The organism is Thalassospiraceae bacterium LMO-SO8 (assembly GCA_031655335.1).
GTDB lineage: Bacteria > Pseudomonadota > Alphaproteobacteria > Rhodospirillales > Casp-alpha2 > UBA1479.
The window spans coordinates 1,199,419-1,215,078 of sequence record CP134226.1 but is presented as its reverse complement, the minus strand read 5'-3'; the positions used below and the strand labels follow the sequence as shown (position 1 = coordinate 1,215,078).

Genomic DNA, 15,660 nt, shown 5'->3' with positions numbered 1-15,660 from the left:
AGATCAGGGGGCGGCCTTGCGGCAGCTGCGGGCCGCGCCGCCGGGCAGGGTCAGGCGAACTTCGCCCCGGTGTTCCCAGGCCTCCGCCCCGCCGTCCGAATAGCGCGCCCCCGATCCAGACATCACGCGGGCCAGGATGCGCGGATCCTGGCCGGATTCCGTCCAGCGCAGGAAATCGCCCGCCCAGGCAAGCCCGGGGCGCGATCCGTCGGCGCAGGCATAGGTCCGGGGGGCGGGGAAGGGCACCTGTCCCTGATCCCCCGCGTCGCCCAGGACCACGCCCTCGCGCCGCCGGTCGGCCCCGCCGGTCAGGCCGTCCCGGGTGCGCAGAATGCCCTGCAAGCCGCTGATCATGCGCCCGACCTCGACCTGATGGCCCATGGCCTTCAGGTCGGCGACGGCCGGAATCAGTTCTTCTTCGACCTCCGTCGCGCCGCCCCGGTTCATGACATGGGGCAGGTCCACGGCCCCCTGCATGTCCAGATTCCAGGCCAGCACGCCCAACACGGCCCGCGCCGTATAGCCGATGATGCGCGACCCGCCGGGCGAGCCCACGGCCATTTCGAAGCGGCCGTCCCGGTTCAGCACGATGGTCGGCGACATCGAGGACCGCGGCCGTTTGCCGGGGGCGACCCGGTTGGGCGCGGGCCTGCCCCGCCATTCCGGGCGGAAGGAAAAATCCGTCAGTTGGTTATTGAGAAGGAAGCCCCGGACCATCAGGCGCGCGCCGAAGGCGCTTTCCACGGTGGTGGTGAAGGACACCGCGTTCCCGAAGCGGTCGACGATGCTCATATGCGCCGTCGACAGGCCTTTGAGCGGATCGTCCGGGCCCCGATAGGCCGCCTGGGCCCCCGGCGGATGACCCGGATCGACCAGCCCGTCCATGGCCTTCCCGGGGTCGATCAGCTTGGCCCGTTCGGCGAGATAGTCCCGATCGACCATGCCCTTGATCGGTACCGGCACGACATCGCTGTCACCGACATAGCCGGCGCGGTCGGCGAAGGCCAGGCGTTCGGCCTCGGCGATCAGGTGCAGGGCCCGGGCGCTGTCCGGCCCCGTGGCGGCGAGGGGGAAATGGCCGAGCAGACCCAGGGTTTGCGCCACGGCCAGCCCGCCGGACGACGGCGGCCCCATGCCGCAGACGTTGTAATCGTGGTATCGGGCGCAGACGGCGGGACGTTTCTTGGCCTGGTAGGCCGATATGTCGGCCACCGTCATCGCGGCGGGATGAACGGGGGCGTTGGTCACGGCGTCGGCGATGGCGCGGGCAAGATCGCCGGAATAGAAGGCGTCGGCGCCCTTTGCCGCGATCCGTTCCAGGGTGTCGGCCAGGTCCGGGTTTTTCAGGATCGCGCCGGCGGGCTTAGGCGTGTCGCCGTCGAAGAAATAGGCCTTGGCCGCCGGCACCTTGCGCAGATGCCGGTCGCCCGCGATCTGGCGGGCCAGACGCTCGGAGATGGGAAAACCGTCCCGCGCCAGGCGGACCGCCGGCTGGAACAGCCGCGCCCAGGGCAGACGGCCGTGCTCCTTGTGGGCCATTTCCAGCATGCGGACGACGCCGGGCACGCCCACGGCGCGGCCGCCCAGGATCGCGTCGCGGTAGGGGATGGGGGCGCCGCGGGCGTCGAGGAACATGTCTTCCCGGGCCGAGGCCGGGGCGGTTTCCCGCCCGTCGTAGGTTTCGATGCTGTTCGTCTTGCCGTCGAAGCGGACCAGGAATCCGCCGCCGCCGATGCCCGACGACTGCGGTTCGACCAGGGTCATGACCATCTGCGCGGCGATCGCCGCATCGACGGCCCCGCCGCCCTCGTTAAGCATGTCCAGCGCCGCCCGGGCGGCCAGCGGATGGCTGACCGAAACGGCATGATTGCGGTAGACCTGGCCGATCCACGGCCGGGCCGGGTCGGGCGCCGTCGGCGGCGCGGCAACGCAGCCGGCCAACAGGAACATCAGGGAAAACGCGGAAAAGCGGGGAAAACGGGACATGGCGTCCTACATGTAACCCAAGGGCGCCGGGCGGTCCATCGCCGCTATTTGACCGGCTGCCCCGGTCTGGTAAAGTCCCGCGCTCCTTCCAAAACAACCTTGCCGAGGCAGGCATGGCGCGCATCACCGTCGAAGATATCAAGTCCCGCAAAGTGGCCAAGGGCGCGACCCCCATCGTGTCGCTGACCGCCTATACCCAACCCATGGCCAAGTTTCTGGACCCGCATTGCGATTTTCTGCTGGTGGGGGATTCCCTCGCCATGGTCGTTTACGGCCTGGAAACCACGCGCGGCGTGACCATCGAAATCATGTGCGCCCACGGCCGCGCCGTGACGCGGGGGGCGAAACAGGCCCTGGTCGTCGTCGACCTGCCCCAGGGCACCTACGAGGATTCCACGGCGCAGGCCGTCGCCTCGGCCAAGCGCGTGATCGACGAGACCGAGGCCCAGGCGGTGAAGCTCGAAGGCGGCGTGGAAATGGCCGAGACCGTGGCCGCCATCGTCGCCTCTGGCGTGCCGGTACTGGGCCATGTCGGCCTGCTGCCGCAAAAGGCCGAACACCGGGGGGCGTTCAAGATTCAGGGCCGCGACGACGAGGGCGCCAAGAAGGTCATCGCCGACGCCCTGGCGATCGACGCCGCCGGTGCCTTCGCCATGGTCGTCGAAGGCACGGTCGAGCCCGTGGCGCGGGAGCTGACGGAAAAAGTGTCGATCCCGACCATCGGCATCGGCGCGTCGCCCGCCTGCGACGGGCAGATTTTGGTGACCGAGGACATGCTGGGCCTGTTCGCCGACTTCACGCCCAAGTTCGTGCGGAAATACGCCAAGCTGGGCGACGCCATCGAACAGGCGGTCAAGGAATACGCCCAGGACGTCCGCACGGGCGCCTTCCCGGGCCTGGAACACTGCTTCGGGGTCGAAAAGAAGTAGGCCATGGGCGCGGCATCACCGCTCGACACCGTCCGCACAATCGACGATCTGCGCGCCCGCGTCACGGCGTGGCGCGCCGACGGCCTGCGTATCGGCCTGGTGCCGACCATGGGGGCGCTGCACGCGGGCCATGTGTCGCTGGTCAAGAATTCCGTCGCGTCATGCGACAAGACGGTGGTGACCCTGTTCGTCAATCCGACCCAGTTCGGGCCCAAGGAGGATTTCTCCGTCTATCCCCGCGACGAAGCCCGCGACGCGGCCCTGGTCGCTGCCGAGGGCGCCGACCTTCTGTTCGCCCCCGGGGTCGAGGAAGTCTATCCCGGCGGCCATTCGACCAAGGTTCATGTCGGCGGGCTGGGCGACGTGCTGGAAGGCGAACACCGCCCCGGCTTCTTCACCGGCGTCGCCACGGTGGTGACCAAGCTTCTGTTGCAGGCCCTGCCCGACGAGGCGTTTTTCGGGGAGAAGGACTATCAGCAGCTTCAGGTCATCAAGAAGCTGATCCGCGATCTCGACATTCCCGTCACCGCCACGGGGGTGCAGACCGTACGCGAGGCCGACGGCCTGGCGCTGTCGTCGCGCAACGCCTATCTGACCCCGGCCGAACGCGCCACCGCGCCGGTGCTGCACGGCACCCTCGCCCAGGTCGCCGAACAGGTCGGCCGCGGGGAGGACCCGCGGGTTCAAGAGGCCTGGGCCAAGGAGCAGTTGGAACGCGCCGGTTTCTGGCAGGTCGATTACGTCACCGTGCGCGATGCCGCGACCCTGGACGAAGTGCCCGACGCCTCAAGGCCCGCCCGCGTGCTGGCCGCCGCCTGGCTGGGCAAGGCGCGGCTGATCGACAACGTGGCGGTGTGACGCAGGCTGGCGGCCGCGTCAGTCGTCGTCACCCGCCGCGATGAAATCGAACTGATAGGCCGAGATGATGTGCCGCACGCCCGGCCGCTCGCCCCACAGGGGCAGGTGGACAAGCTCGAAGGGCAGATGGTCGTGTTCCGGCATGCTGGTGATGTAGCCGCGGACCATTTCCGGCTCGCCCGTGCGGATGATGCGGGAATAACGCCGATGGACCGCGTCGCGCATGCTGGCGGGTTCATAGGCGCTGACCCGCTTGTCGGTTCCTTCGAAGCCGAGGGCGTCGGTCAGGCCGGTGCCCCAGAAGCGGTTGCGGAAATCGGCGCCGTCGTCGATCACGTCCTTGACGGCCAGGAAGGTGGCGATCTTGTACAGATCGATCAGCCGGACCTGACCCCATTCGGGGCGTCCGCCCTTTTGCGCGGCAAGGCCCTGCCAATAACGGATCAGCTCCAGACAAACGGGAGAGCGGCACAGGGCGATGTCGCCTTCGTGCCGGACAACGGGAAATGCGGCCTCTTCAGGAAGCCGGCCCAGGGAGCTCTCGATCATTCAATTACTATAGTGTTTTTGCCCTCTGGTCGAAAGATAGACCAATGGACAGGTCGTCTCCGGAAACCGCCGGTTATTGCCCGTACCGGGCCGCCGTCAGGCCGTCGATGGAAATTTCCGGCGGCCGGCCCAGCACCAGGTCGGCGGCCAGACGCCCCGAACCGGCGGACATGGTCCAGCCCAGGGTGCCATGGCCCGAGTTGATGAACAGGTTGTCATAGACCGTCGGGCCGATGACCGGCGTGCCGTCCGGCGTCATGGGGCGCAGACCTGTCCAGCCCTCGGCCCGCGACACGTCGCCGCCTTTGGGGAACAGGTCCGTGACGACGTGGCGCACGGTATCGGTCGCATGCGACCCCAGATGCTTGTCGTAACCGATGATCTCCGCCTGTCCGGCGACCCGGATGCGGTCGCCCAGGCGGGTGATCGCGACCTTGTGGGTTTCGTCCATGATGGTCGATCGGGGCGCGGCGTCCGCATCGGTGACGGGCAGGGTGATGGAATAGCCCTTGATCGGATAGATCGGCACCTTGATGCCGACGGATTTCAGGACAATCGGTGCGTAGGGGCCGAGGGCGCAGACGTAGCGGTCGGCGGTCTCGCGGCCATCCGTGGTGTCGACGCCGGCGATCCGCATGCGGTCCGGGGCAAGGCCCCGGATGGTCACCCCGTAGCGGAAGGTCACGCCCAGTTTGGCGGCTTCCTCGGCAAGCGCCATGGTGAACATGCGGCAATCGCCGGTGCGGTCGGCGGTCATGCGCAGGCCGCCGACGAATTTGTCCGCGACATGGGCCAGGCCCGGTTCGGCGGCGACGCAGCCGTCGCGGTCGAGAACTTCGAAGGGCGAGCCGAACTCGGCCAGGACCTCCTGATCGGCGGCGGAGGCCTTGACCTGCTTGTCCGTGCGGAACAATTGCAAGGTGCCCATTTCGCGCTGATCGAACCGCAGGTCCGGCAGGTCGGCCATCAGATCGGTCAGTGCGTCGCGGCTGTAGTTGGAGACGCGCACCATGCGGCTTTTGTTGATCCGGTAGTCGCGCGCGTTGCAGTTCATTACCAGGCGCGTGCACCAGCCCCACATGGTCGGGCTGATCAGCGGATGCAGGATCAGGGGCCGGTATTTCATCAAGATCCACTTGATGGCCTTCAGCGGCACCCCCGGCGCCGCCCAGGGCGAGGTCATGCCGTAGGACAGTTCGCCCGCGTTGGCGAAGCTGGTTTCCATGCCGGGACCGGGCTGGCGGTCGAGGACCAGAACCTCGGCGCCTTGCTTGGCCAGGTAATAGGCCGTGGTAACGCCGATGACGCCGGCACCCAGGACGATGACCCTCATGGTGATGACCCCTGCCTCTACCGTTCAAACACGATGATTAGTCGTTGTCGCCCGGACATCATACGGCCAACGCTATTATTTCTCCGGCGCCAGGTCCACCGGCGGGTCAGGGAATCAGGCGTAATGGGCGGCGATGGCGCGGCGCATGATCAGGCAGAGCGGCAGGGGCAGCAGGATGGTCGCCGCCATCGCCAGCATGGCCGTGGTCAGGCCGTAGGTATCGCCGACGACGCCGAAGGCCATGGGGCCCAAAATCATCGAGGCCGTGGCGATGGAATAGATCACCGCGAACCCGCGCGCCTGGCGCTCGGGCTCGATCAGGTCGCCCACGGCGCCGTAGGTGACGGACGAACTGCCTTGCAGCACCATGCCCAGCACCGGCAGCAGGAAATAGGCCGGCAGGGTCGGCAGCAGCAGGACGGCGACGATGCCCAGGGCGGTCAGAATCTCGACCAGCACCAGGGAGCGGACGGCGCCCAGCTTTTCCGCCAGGAACCCGCAGCCGAACTTGCCGAAGGCGCCGCCGGCAAGGGTCAGCACCACGGCGAAGGCGCCGAGCGCCGTCGGCACCTCCTTCTCGATCATCAGGAAGGCGACGAAGGTAAGGAACCCGCCCTGCACCACCGTATCGAGCAGCACGATGGCGCACAGCGCCGCGAAGGCTCCCTTGTCGCGGATGCCCCAGCCGCCCAGCAGGCCCTGGCCGCCGTTTCCTTCGGCGGGTTTCGGGCCCATGCCCGCGCCGGCGCGGCCCAGCACGGCGAAGATCACCAGCCCGGCCGCCATGGTGGCCGCGCCAAAGGCCAGCGTCATGTCCTGCCAGGCGACGCCCGCGCCGATCGACAGGGTGAACAGCCCGGCGAAGGTCAGCTTGCCCACGTCGCCGAAGGAGTTGTAGGTGCCCAGCGCCGCGCGTCGGCCCCGGTTGCCGAACACGGTGCTGACCAGGGTCGAGCACAATGTGTGCTGAAAACCGCCGCCGATCCCGGCGAACAGAAGAACGACGACCACGGCCGTGAAACCGTCGGCCCAGGCCAGGGCGATGTAGCCCGCCCCCGCGGCCAGCAGGCCGAAGGCGATGGGAATGCGTTCGCCAATGCGTTCCGACAGCATGCCCGACGGCAATTCGAAGGCCGTCATGGCGGCGCGGTTGGCGGCGCGGATGATGCCGACCTGGGCATAGGTCAGGCCGAACGACTGCGCCAGCACGGGCAGCAGGACATACAGCAGGTCGGTCAGGCCGTCCTGCAGGCTGTGCGCCGCGCAGCAGGATGCCAGGGTCGCGCGGCGGCGGGTCTTTTCCTCATCCTTATGTTCCATGGGGCGGCAGGTCCAGGCGCGCGACGATGCCCTTCAGGCCGTCCGACGGCGCCGGATAGCGGTCCATGACGCGCGGATCGTGGCCGGGCACGACATGGTCGGGGCTTTCCGCAAGGCGCGCGACCTTGCGGTGGCCTTCCAGCATGTCGCCGATATGGACCACCGTGGGATAGGGGTTTCGGTCCAGCCAGTTGGCGTAAAGATGCATGGCGTCCGACGCCAACACGACCCAGCCGCGGCCCGTCCAGGCCCGCACGAACATCATGCCCTGGGTATGACCGCCGACGTGATGCAGGGTCAGGCCGGGAAACAGGTCCGTGTCGCCGTCGTGGAACTCGACCCGGTCTTTGTACAGTTCGCGGACCAGGCCGCAGACGTCGTCGATGTCGTAGGAATGGCGCAACGTCGGGTAGCGCATGTAGCGCCCGGTGGCGAAAGCCATTTCCCGGTCCTGGATATGGAAGGTCGCCTTGGGAAAGCGGTCCAGGTTGCCGCCGTGGTCGTAGTGCATGTGGGTGATGACCACATCCGTGACCTCGGCCGCATCGACGCCGATCAGTTTCAGGCTGTCCACCGGGCAGCGGTGCCAGGTGCGGCCCCGGCTTTCGGCGGCGTCCTTCGTGAAGCCCGTGTCGACGACGACGGCCCGGTTTTCCGACACGCAGGCCCAGACGTAATAGTCGATGGGATAGGGCGCGTCATGGGGGTCGGGCGGGTTCATGAAGTTGCGCGCCGCCGTCCGCGCATGGGTGCCGTACTTGATGGCGTACAGCTTGTAGATCTCGGTCATGGGCGGGGCCCTCACGCCGGCGTCGGTTTCAAGGGTGCGACGTCGACCCGCACCACGACGCCTTCAAGATCGGCGGAGGGCGCCGGATACATCTCCATCACCAGGGGGTCGTGACCGGGAACCACGTGGTCCGGGCTGTCCGCCAGACGGGCGACCTTCTTGTGGCCTTCCAGCATGTCGCCGATGTGCAGAACCGTGGGGAACGGGTTTTTGTGCCGCCAGTTGGCGAACAGGTGCATGGCGTCGGACGCGAGCACGACCCAGCCGCGCTCGGTCCAGGCCCGCACGAACTGCATGCCCTGGGTATGGCCGCCGACATGGTGCAGGGTCAGGCCGGGAAACAGTTCCTCGTCGCCGTCGTGGAATTCGACCCGGTCCTGATAAAGCTCGCGCACCAATTGGCAGACGTCGTCCGGGTCGAAGGAATTGCGCAGCACCGGATAGCGCATGTAGCGTCCGGTGATGTAGGACATCTCCCGGTCCTGGATGTGGAAGGTCGCCTTGGGGAACTTGTCGAAGTTGCCGCCGTGGTCGTAATGCATGTGGGTGACCACCACGTCCGTGACCTCGGCCGGGTCGACGCCGACCAGTTTCAGGCTGTCCACCGGGCAGCGGAACATGGTGCGGCCGCGCCCGCAGCCGGATTTCTCGTTGAAGCCCGTGTCGACGACCACGGTGCGGTTTTCGGAAACGCAGGCCCAGACGAAATAGTCGATGGGGTAGGGCGCGTCATGCGGGTCCGGCGGCTGCATGAAGTTCTGGGACTGGGGGCGGGGATCGTGGGTGCCGTACTTGATGGCGTACAGCTTGTAGGTTTCGGCGGGGTTGGTCATTTTTTGATGTCTCCTCTTGATGAGAAGCCTAGGCTGGGTCCCTGAGCCTCGCAAGCCCTCACCGCTGGCGCCGCATTCTCTTGATGCAGGTCAATAGCGGTTCGTCCCGGACGGTGCTAAAGTCCTGGCATGGATAGCAACGAACTTCTCGCCGCCATCAACATGGCGATGACCGAAATGGAAGAACAGCCGGAGGACCTGCACGAGGTTCACCTGCGGCTTCTGGAGCTTCTCGACCAATTGCGCGCCACGGGCGCGGAGTTGCCGTCGGACCTTGTCGATCTGGAACGGCGACTGGCCGAAGACGTCGAGGGCATGGCGCCCAAGGCGTGACGGCGGCGTGATCCCCGCGCGGGCGTTCTGTCAGGGCGTTTCCCGCCCGGCCAGCGGCGGGGCATAGGCAAGCGCTCCGTCGTGGGCTTCCGTGTCCCAAGGAAAATGCACCCAGGTGTCCTGCGCCACCTCGTGAATGAAAATGTCCGGCAAGTCGCGGGCGGCGGGCTTGGCGTATAGCGTAACGAACAGGGCGTCCGGCAACAGGTCCCGCGCCGCCCGCGCCGTCGCCCCCGTATCCACCAGATCGTCGACCAGCAGCCATCCCGTCCCTTTGTCGGCGGCGGCGGCCTCCGGCGTCTTGAGCAGCCGCACCCGGCCTTGGGTTTTGACGTCATAACTGGCGATGGCCAGGGTATCGATCAGGCGGATGCCCATTTCACGGGCCAGGACGGCGGCCGGCACCATGCCGCCCCGGGTGATCGCGACGATGCCTTTCCACGGGCTCGCCCAGCGGCCGGGAGGCGGCGTGCTCAGCAGACGGCCAGCAAGGGCGCGCGAGTCCGCATGGACTTCGGCCCAGGTGACGATGCGTTCAGGGGGGCGTTCCGGCGGCGAGGGGGCTGTCATGGCGGGAATACTAACGGGGCCGCCGGCATTTCCCAAGGGCGGAGGTTCCCGAAAAACGGGGCCCAGAAACGGAAAAACCGGCGCCCACGCTGACGCCGGTTATCCGGATTTGCAGTGAATGTCGTGGTTTAGCGAACGTACAAGTGAACTTCGTTTGTCTTGGCGGCCGCCAGGGTCTTGGCGGACACCGCCACCCGCGTCGGCGGCAGGCCCATTTCCACCAGCGAGCGCTTGACGTCTTCGGCGTGGCGCTTGGCCTTGTTCGTGTTGATCGCGACGCGCGCGGCGCCACCGGCCGAGGGCGCCACCGCAACCAGGTCGAACACCGCGGCCGGGTGGGTTTCAAGGGCGCGGCTGACGGCCGTGTACAGGGCCTGCTGATAAGGCACGTTCGGCCGGTCGAAGCGGATCACCACCAGGGGGCGGCGGCCCGATGTATCGGCGGGGGCGGCAACCTGATTGGCGCTCGGGCCGCGGCCGGTGACGGCGGCGTCAAGCAGGGACGAGCCGAGCGATTCGCCCTGGCGGATGCCGGCCGAGATCTGCACCAGATTGCGCTGTTCGGCGCCGATCCAGGTCGACTGGCGGCGCACGTCCTCGGTCACTTCGCGGTGCAGGCGGTCGATCAGGACGACGGTCTGGTCGACCTCGTCCTCGAGAATGGCAAGCTGGCGGTGGTCCTCGTCGACGGCGCCGGACACCTTGAAGGCGGCGCGCACGCTTTCCGTCAGGAACGAGGCCAGGGTGGAATCGCTGGCCACGCCGGTGGACAGCTTGTTCATTTCGCCGATGTCCTGGCTGAGGCGATTCAGGTCCTGCTGCGCCGTGTTGAACTGTTGTACCAGAACCGGGTTGCCGCGGGTCGTGCCGACCTGCAGGCGGGATTTAACGGCGGCGATGGTGCCGTGGTACTGCTGCGAGCTTTCGACGATGCGCGAGCGCACGGACTGAAGCTGTTCATTATGTTGCAGGATCGAGCTTTGCAGCTTCTGCAACTCGTCGCGCAGTTCCTGGACCTTCTTGCCGACGAAGGTTCCGGTCGCGTCGCCCGGCGTCACGCCGGTCGGCACGAATTTGGTCGAACCCAGGGCAGGCTGATTGGCGGCCAAAACGGCCGTCTGCTGCGATCCGGCGTCTTGCGCGCCGGCCGTTTGCGGCGACGCCGCTTCCGGTTGCGCGGTCTCTGTCGTTGTTTTGGCGGAAGGCTCGGATGCGCTCAACGAGGGCCACAGGTCCTCGTCGAATGAACATGCCCCCGTGAAAATCACGGCCCCCGCCAAAAGAACTCTCAGTTTCGGAAAACCCATCTCGTCCGCGAGCCCTTGGTTCTTCTCCGATAACAAACCGGAGTTGTTTTTAAATCCCCAGCGGGTATGTACGAAAACATACCCCACCCCTCAGTTTCCGGGCGAGTGTACTCAATGGCCCGGAGCACCACAAGTTCCTATTTTAATACGAAGATTCGGCGTTTGACGACCGTTAATCGGGGACGGCTCCTAGCGCTTGCAAACGGAGAAGTGCTGGAGTAGTGTCCGGCTCCTTCCTGGCGGGGGCCCCTCGGGGCCCAGTCACAAGCGCCCGTAGCTCAACTGGATAGAGCGTCTGACTACGGATCAGGAGGTTGGGAGTTCGAATCTTCCCGGGCGCGCCATTTCCCCGTTTTCCCCCGAAAACTATCGACAACTTCCCAGAAAAAGGTCCGCTTCCGGGCGGGCCTCGCCGATGCGTGATCGGGCCGTGGTTATTGCACCGGCACGTTCAGGAAGGTCAGCAGCACGAAGCGGTGGCCCTTGGTCACGGGCAGGACCTCGTGCAGCAGGGAGCAGGAGAACACGACCGCAGCCCCTTTTTCCGGGCGGTACAGTTCCGGCCCGTATTCGGGAAAGCGCAAATCGCCGCCTTCGTAGTCGCCCGTGTTCAGGTTGAGCGTCACGGCGAACTTGCGGTGTTTGGTCGCCGGGCTGGTGTCGTCGCGGTGGACCGTGAAGAAGCCCGCCTTCTCGGCCTTGTAACAGCCGATCTTGAAGGTCTCGACCGTATAGCCCTCGAAATGGAAGGCCTTGGATATCTCAGGCACCAGGCGCGGCATCAGCCGGTTCAGCAGTTTCTGCTCCAGCGCCTTGTCATGCATGTAATAGTCCTCGCGCCGCTTGGTCGTCGGCACCACCTGCACGCCGCCGCCGGCCGACGATCCCACGGCGACCGTGCCATCGTCGCGCTCCCCGTTGTGCCACAGGCCGATCAGCCAGGCGCAGTCCTCGGGTTCCAGCGCACGGGGCACAAGCAGCGCCGGGGCCGCGCGCTGGACCACGGCCTGGTCGCGGCCGTGCCGCGCCTGGGCCAGCATCTCGGCGAGCCAGCCCTCCAGGCCCCCGGCCCCGCCGCCGAGCCCGCGCACGCCGATCAGGCGCTGATTGGGGTCGAGCACATAAACCGCCGGCGCCGCGACGCCGGACAGCCCCGCGAACCCATTGGTGATCTCGGACCCGGGGTCGGCCATCACCCGGTGCGGCCAGCCGGAGGCTTCCTTTTGCGCCGCCGCCACGGTGGTGTCGCCGGGCACCAGGGTCACGACCTGGGCGCCGCCGGCGGCAAGGGCGGCCGGGTCGAGCCCGCCCGCCGTCATGTCCGCAAGGCCCTGGCCGCCGGCGAACAGCAGGATCGTCGGCGCGCCGGTGACGGCGGAATAGAATTCGAAGGTCCGGCCGTCGGAATCGCGGCAGGCGAACAGGGGTGTGTGATCCCCCGGCGCATATCGCGGGCGGGCAGGGGGGTCGAACAGGGTGGGTGCTGCTTTGATGTGGATATCCTCCCTTGTGCGGCGTGCGGCGGCAATGATAGCGAAGAAACGGTGTTCGACAACATTCGCTTGCGTGCCGGCCGGTTGCATCGTTCTTGCCGGGTGAATACAAGTCGCGCGGGCCGGATCGGCCGTCCCGGACAACCCAAGGTGATCGACGTGCAAACCGTTTCGGCATATGCCCGCTTGTTGCATCAGGACCGCGCCCAGGCGGCCCTGGCACTCGCCGTCTGCCTGACCGCCGCCCTGTTTCAGACCTTGGCTCCCCCCTATACCCGCCCGGTCGCCGACGCCATGCAGTACGCCGGCATGGCGGCGTCGCTGGCCGAGGCCATGGCGACGGACTGGGGGCGGGTGAATGAAATCCTGGGAACGTTTTTCGGCCCGGTCTACCCAATGTTTGCCGGCGTGCTGGCATTTTTCGACGCGGACCTCGCGCGGGCTCTGACATGCGTCTCCCGGGACGGCGCCGTCTGCGACCTCAGCGGATTGACGGCGTTGTTCGTTGTTCAAGCCGTCCTCGCCGCGTTCACGGTGTTTTTTGTCTTCCTGGCCGCGCGCCGGCTTGCCGGGGATGCAAGCATCGCCTGGCTGACGCTGGCGATCGTGCTGGCGACCAAGTGTTTTACCCATTACGCCGGGCTGATCCTGACGGAAATCCCGACCTTCTTCTTTGTCGCGCTGTTCGCCTGGATGCTGGCCCGGCTCCTGTCCGACCCGGCCCCCGCGCGGCGCGATGCCGTCTTGGCCGGCGCGGCGCTCGCCGGCGCGGCGCTCACGCGGGCCTCCTATGTGTACCTTCTTTACTTCATGGTGCCGGTGATCGTTCTGTGGTGGCGCTTTGGGCGCGGCCGGGCGTGGACTGACGCCGCCGCCGCCGCCGCGTGCTTCGCCGCCGGGGCGGCCGCGATCCTGGCGCCCTGGTGGATCAGGAACTATGTCGGCTTCGATCTTGCCGGCATCAGCGGCGGATACGGCCCAAAAGTGCTGATTGAACGGTTGCCCTATAATCTTATGACATGGCGGGAATGGGCGATCAGCTTGATCTACTGGTTGCCTGATTTCGGGGACAATCTGGCGACGGCGCTGTTTTCCGAAGAACAGGTCCGGCGGCTGTCCTGGTACCATCCGGACTCCTTCTACATGATGGGGCGCGGCCAGTTCTTTCTCGATGTGCGGGCCGCTTCCGGGGCACAGGACAATCCGCTCGGTTATCTGCTGAGGGAATACGTGTGGCGCGATCTGGGCAAGCATCTGGCGGTCACGATATCGCTTGCCTTGCGCGGCCAATGGGTCGGCAACTACGCCAGCCTGGTCGGGTTCATCCTTTTGCCGGCCTGTGTCTGGATCCTTGCCCGCCGCGGCCGTGCGGGCCCGTTCCTGGTGTTTTGCCTGCCGCCCTATTTCATGTTGGGGCTTTACGCGTTTGTGTCCGTCAACGTGGTTCGCTACAACGAGCCTCTAATCGCCGTGTTCGCGCTCAGCGGCGCCACAGTCATCGTTCACTTGGTCACGCATGGCGTGGACCGCCTGCGCCGAATGAGGAAACAATGATGATGGCCTATCTCAAGCTCGCCGGTTTCCTGCTGATGATCGTTGCCGGGCAGATCTGCTTCAAAAAGGCGGCTCTTTCGGGCGCCGGCCTGGACAGCATTTTCCAGTCGTTCACGAATAAATGGCTGCTCGGCGCTTTTGCAATCTACGGCGTCGCCACGTTCATCTGGGTGACGTTGCTGCGCACAATGCCCCTGTCCACGGCCTATCCGTTCATTGCGCTGGGCTTCATCCTGGTGCCGCTTGCCGGTGTGTTCTTGTTCGGTGAACATCTTTCCGCGACGCAATGGGTCGGCACGGGGATGATCGTCCTGGGCATTATATTGGCCGGTGGTGTCGGCAGCCCCTTCAACGGCTGATCGCCGCCTCGAAAGATCGTATGCGGGTGCGGCCTGATCGTCGCTGGAGGCTCCCGCGGGTTCCCTCAGGCACAAGGAAACGGAAGAAACGACATGGTCGCCATTCTGATCCCCGTCGCCGCCCTGTTCCTCAGTTTCGGCATCCTGCTGGCCGGCAACGGGCTTCAGGGCACCCTGCTGCCCGTGCGCGCGGGCATCGAGGGCTTTTCCCCCTTCGCCATCGGCGTCATGGGGGCTGCCTTCTACATGGGCTACATCCTGTCCTGCTTCTTCGCTCCCCGCGTCGTCGCGCGGGTCGGGCACATTCGCTCCTTCACCGTGTTCGGCACGGTCGCCTCGGCGGCGCAGCTCATGCACGTCGTTTGGGTCGATCCGGTCTCCTGGTGGGGGTTGCGCTTCATCACCGGGGCCTGTCTGTGCGGGCTCTACATGGTCATGGAAAGCTGGATCAACGAGCGTGCCGGCAAGGAACACCGCGGGCGCATCCTGTCCTTCTATCAGATCGTCAACCTGGGGGCCGTGACCGTCGGCCAGGTTCTGCTGAACCTGTACGACCCCGCCGGGTTCGAGCTGTTCGTGGTCGCCTCCGTGCTGGTCTCCATCGCCCTGGTGCCGGTGGCGCTGACGCGCACCACGGCGCCGCAGCCGTTGCAGCAGGTGCGCATCCGCATCCCTCGCGTCTATGCTATTTCCCCCGTCGGCGTGATCGCCTGCCTGACCGTCGGGCTGGTCAACGGCGCGGTATGGACCATTGTACCCCTGTTCGCGCAAAGCGCCCTGACGTCGGTCGCGGAACTGTCCCTGTTCATGAGCCTGCTGATCATCGGCGGCGCGGTCTTCCAATGGCCGCTCGGGCGGTGGTCGGATCTGATCGACCGGCGCTGGGTGATCATCGTGATCTGCGTCGGCGGCGGTATCAGCGCCCTCGCCTTGATGGCGTTCGGCGATCTGTCGCGCGCGGCCATGTACGCGTTCGCCTTCGTTTACGGCGGTTTTACCTTCGCTCTTTATGCCATCGCCATTGCCCATGCCAACGACCAGGCCGAACCCGAGGACTTTGTCGAAATCGCCTCGACCCTGATCCTGGTGTTTTCCGTCGGCGCCGTCGTCGGGCCGATGCTGGCATCGGCGGTGGTCGAGGTAGCGGGTCCCAATTCCTTCTTCGCCTATTCGGCGGCGATCCATTTCCTGACCGCCGGCTTCGCCTTCTATCGGATGCAGCGCCGCGCCGGCGTCTTGCCCGAGAACAAGGAGGATTTCGTGCATGTGCCCCGCGCCTCGCCCGAAGTCATCACCATCGATCCCCGCGGGCTGGACGCGGACCCGGGTGACGAGGGCGAGGGGGAAGCCAACAAGGGCGGCTGACGCGGCGGCAGGGCCGCGCGGCGATTGACCTGGGCCCCGGAAATTCCGATAACGACAGATCGAAATTGTATACAAGGCCTG

Annotated in this window: 15 protein-coding genes and 1 tRNA gene; 7 read left to right on the top strand and 9 right to left on the bottom strand. The window is 66.4% G+C overall.

What is annotated here, in order from left to right:
* Window positions 1-3: 3 nt before the first annotated feature.
* Window positions 4-1,986 (bottom strand): gamma-glutamyltransferase, encoded by a 1,983-nt coding sequence (ggt, locus tag RJ527_05830; GenBank protein WND77261.1) that lies wholly within the window; start codon window positions 1,984-1,986, stop codon window positions 4-6.
* A gap of 113 nt (window positions 1,987-2,099) precedes the next feature.
* Here ggt and panB point away from each other — a divergent pair, with 113 nt between their 5' ends.
* Together panB and panC are read left to right on the top strand one after the other, a co-directional pair.
* Complete coding sequence (panB, locus tag RJ527_05825; protein WND77260.1) at window positions 2,100-2,915, top strand: 3-methyl-2-oxobutanoate hydroxymethyltransferase; 816 nt, start codon at window positions 2,100-2,102, stop codon at window positions 2,913-2,915.
* Between the two features lie 3 nt (window positions 2,916-2,918).
* A complete protein-coding gene (panC, locus tag RJ527_05820) occupies window positions 2,919-3,773 on the top strand; it encodes a pantoate--beta-alanine ligase (protein ID WND77259.1) in 855 nt (284 codons plus the stop codon).
* An 18-nt stretch (window positions 3,774-3,791) separates the two neighbouring features.
* Here panC and RJ527_05815 read toward each other — a convergent pair whose 3' ends face one another.
* From RJ527_05815 to RJ527_05795, 5 genes are all read right to left on the bottom strand, one after another.
* A complete protein-coding gene (locus tag RJ527_05815) occupies window positions 3,792-4,322 on the bottom strand; it encodes a hypothetical protein (GenBank protein ID WND77258.1) in 531 nt (176 codons plus the stop codon).
* A 73-nt stretch (window positions 4,323-4,395) separates the two neighbouring features.
* The gene (locus tag RJ527_05810) at window positions 4,396-5,655 is read right to left on the bottom strand and encodes a D-amino acid dehydrogenase (GenBank protein ID WND77257.1); all 1,260 of its coding nucleotides are present in this window, start codon (window positions 5,653-5,655) and stop codon (window positions 4,396-4,398) included.
* Between the two features lie 114 nt (window positions 5,656-5,769).
* Window positions 5,770-6,975, bottom strand: a complete 1,206-nt coding sequence (locus RJ527_05805; protein WND77256.1) for an MFS transporter — start codon at window positions 6,973-6,975, stop codon at window positions 5,770-5,772.
* Complete coding sequence (locus RJ527_05800) at window positions 6,965-7,765, bottom strand: N-acyl homoserine lactonase family protein (protein WND77255.1); 801 nt, start codon at window positions 7,763-7,765, stop codon at window positions 6,965-6,967. Before RJ527_05800 ends, RJ527_05805 begins: the two co-directional genes overlap by 11 nt.
* Window positions 7,766-7,776: 11 nt before the next feature.
* The gene (locus RJ527_05795) at window positions 7,777-8,598 is read right to left on the bottom strand and encodes an N-acyl homoserine lactonase family protein (GenBank protein ID WND77254.1); all 822 of its coding nucleotides are present in this window, start codon (window positions 8,596-8,598) and stop codon (window positions 7,777-7,779) included.
* Window positions 8,599-8,727: 129 nt separating this feature from the next.
* Between RJ527_05795 and RJ527_05790 the strand changes: the two genes are divergently transcribed.
* Complete coding sequence (locus RJ527_05790) at window positions 8,728-8,931, top strand: hypothetical protein (protein ID WND77253.1); 204 nt, start codon at window positions 8,728-8,730, stop codon at window positions 8,929-8,931.
* Between the two features lie 30 nt (window positions 8,932-8,961).
* On the opposite strand, the gene gpt is transcribed toward RJ527_05790, so the two are convergent.
* Window positions 8,962-9,501, bottom strand: coding sequence for a xanthine phosphoribosyltransferase (gpt, locus tag RJ527_05785; protein WND77252.1), 540 nt, complete (start codon window positions 9,499-9,501; stop codon window positions 8,962-8,964).
* A gap of 128 nt (window positions 9,502-9,629) precedes the next feature.
* Complete coding sequence (locus tag RJ527_05780) at window positions 9,630-10,721, bottom strand: hypothetical protein (protein ID WND77251.1); 1,092 nt, start codon at window positions 10,719-10,721, stop codon at window positions 9,630-9,632.
* Window positions 10,722-11,075: 354 nt separating this feature from the next.
* On the opposite strand from RJ527_05780, the gene RJ527_05775 reads away from it, so the two are divergent.
* Window positions 11,076-11,152: transfer RNA gene (locus RJ527_05775), tRNA-Arg, on the top strand.
* 90 nt (window positions 11,153-11,242) lie between these two features.
* Here RJ527_05775 and RJ527_05770 read toward each other — a convergent pair.
* Window positions 11,243-12,391 (bottom strand): 2OG-Fe(II) oxygenase, encoded by a 1,149-nt coding sequence (locus RJ527_05770; protein WND77250.1) that lies wholly within the window; start codon window positions 12,389-12,391, stop codon window positions 11,243-11,245.
* On the opposite strand from RJ527_05770, the gene RJ527_05765 reads away from it, so the two are divergent.
* From RJ527_05765 to RJ527_05755, 3 genes are all read left to right on the top strand, one after another.
* Window positions 12,302-13,855, top strand: a complete 1,554-nt coding sequence (locus RJ527_05765; protein ID WND77249.1) for a hypothetical protein — start codon at window positions 12,302-12,304, stop codon at window positions 13,853-13,855. The genes RJ527_05770 and RJ527_05765 overlap by 90 nt on opposite strands.
* Window positions 13,852-14,214: an SMR family transporter gene (locus RJ527_05760; protein ID WND77248.1), complete on the top strand. Its 363-nt coding sequence runs from the start codon at window positions 13,852-13,854 to the stop codon at window positions 14,212-14,214. Before RJ527_05765 ends, RJ527_05760 begins: the two co-directional genes overlap by 4 nt.
* 93 nt (window positions 14,215-14,307) lie before the next feature.
* Window positions 14,308-15,579: an MFS transporter gene (locus tag RJ527_05755; GenBank protein WND77247.1), complete on the top strand. Its 1,272-nt coding sequence runs from the start codon at window positions 14,308-14,310 to the stop codon at window positions 15,577-15,579.
* Window positions 15,580-15,660 lie beyond the last annotated feature (81 nt).

Coding starts and splice junctions, on each gene's coding strand:
- ggt (WND77261.1), bottom strand. CDS start 1,986: ATGTCCCGTTTTCCCCGCTTTTCCGCGTTTTCCCTGATGTTCCTGTTG.
- panB (WND77260.1), top strand. CDS start 2,100: ATGGCGCGCATCACCGTCGAAGATATCAAGTCCCGCAAAGTGGCCAAG.
- panC (WND77259.1), top strand. CDS start 2,919: ATGGGCGCGGCATCACCGCTCGACACCGTCCGCACAATCGACGATCTG.
- RJ527_05815 (WND77258.1), bottom strand. CDS start 4,322: ATGATCGAGAGCTCCCTGGGCCGGCTTCCTGAAGAGGCCGCATTTCCC.
- RJ527_05810 (WND77257.1), bottom strand. CDS start 5,655: ATGAGGGTCATCGTCCTGGGTGCCGGCGTCATCGGCGTTACCACGGCC.
- RJ527_05805 (WND77256.1), bottom strand. CDS start 6,975: ATGGAACATAAGGATGAGGAAAAGACCCGCCGCCGCGCGACCCTGGCA.
- RJ527_05800 (WND77255.1), bottom strand. CDS start 7,765: ATGACCGAGATCTACAAGCTGTACGCCATCAAGTACGGCACCCATGCG.
- RJ527_05795 (WND77254.1), bottom strand. CDS start 8,598: ATGACCAACCCCGCCGAAACCTACAAGCTGTACGCCATCAAGTACGGC.
- RJ527_05790 (WND77253.1), top strand. CDS start 8,728: ATGGATAGCAACGAACTTCTCGCCGCCATCAACATGGCGATGACCGAA.
- gpt (WND77252.1), bottom strand. CDS start 9,501: ATGACAGCCCCCTCGCCGCCGGAACGCCCCCCTGAACGCATCGTCACC.
- RJ527_05770 (WND77250.1), bottom strand. CDS start 12,391: ATGCAACCGGCCGGCACGCAAGCGAATGTTGTCGAACACCGTTTCTTC.
- RJ527_05760 (WND77248.1), top strand. CDS start 13,852: ATGATGATGGCCTATCTCAAGCTCGCCGGTTTCCTGCTGATGATCGTT.
- RJ527_05755 (WND77247.1), top strand. CDS start 14,308: ATGGTCGCCATTCTGATCCCCGTCGCCGCCCTGTTCCTCAGTTTCGGC.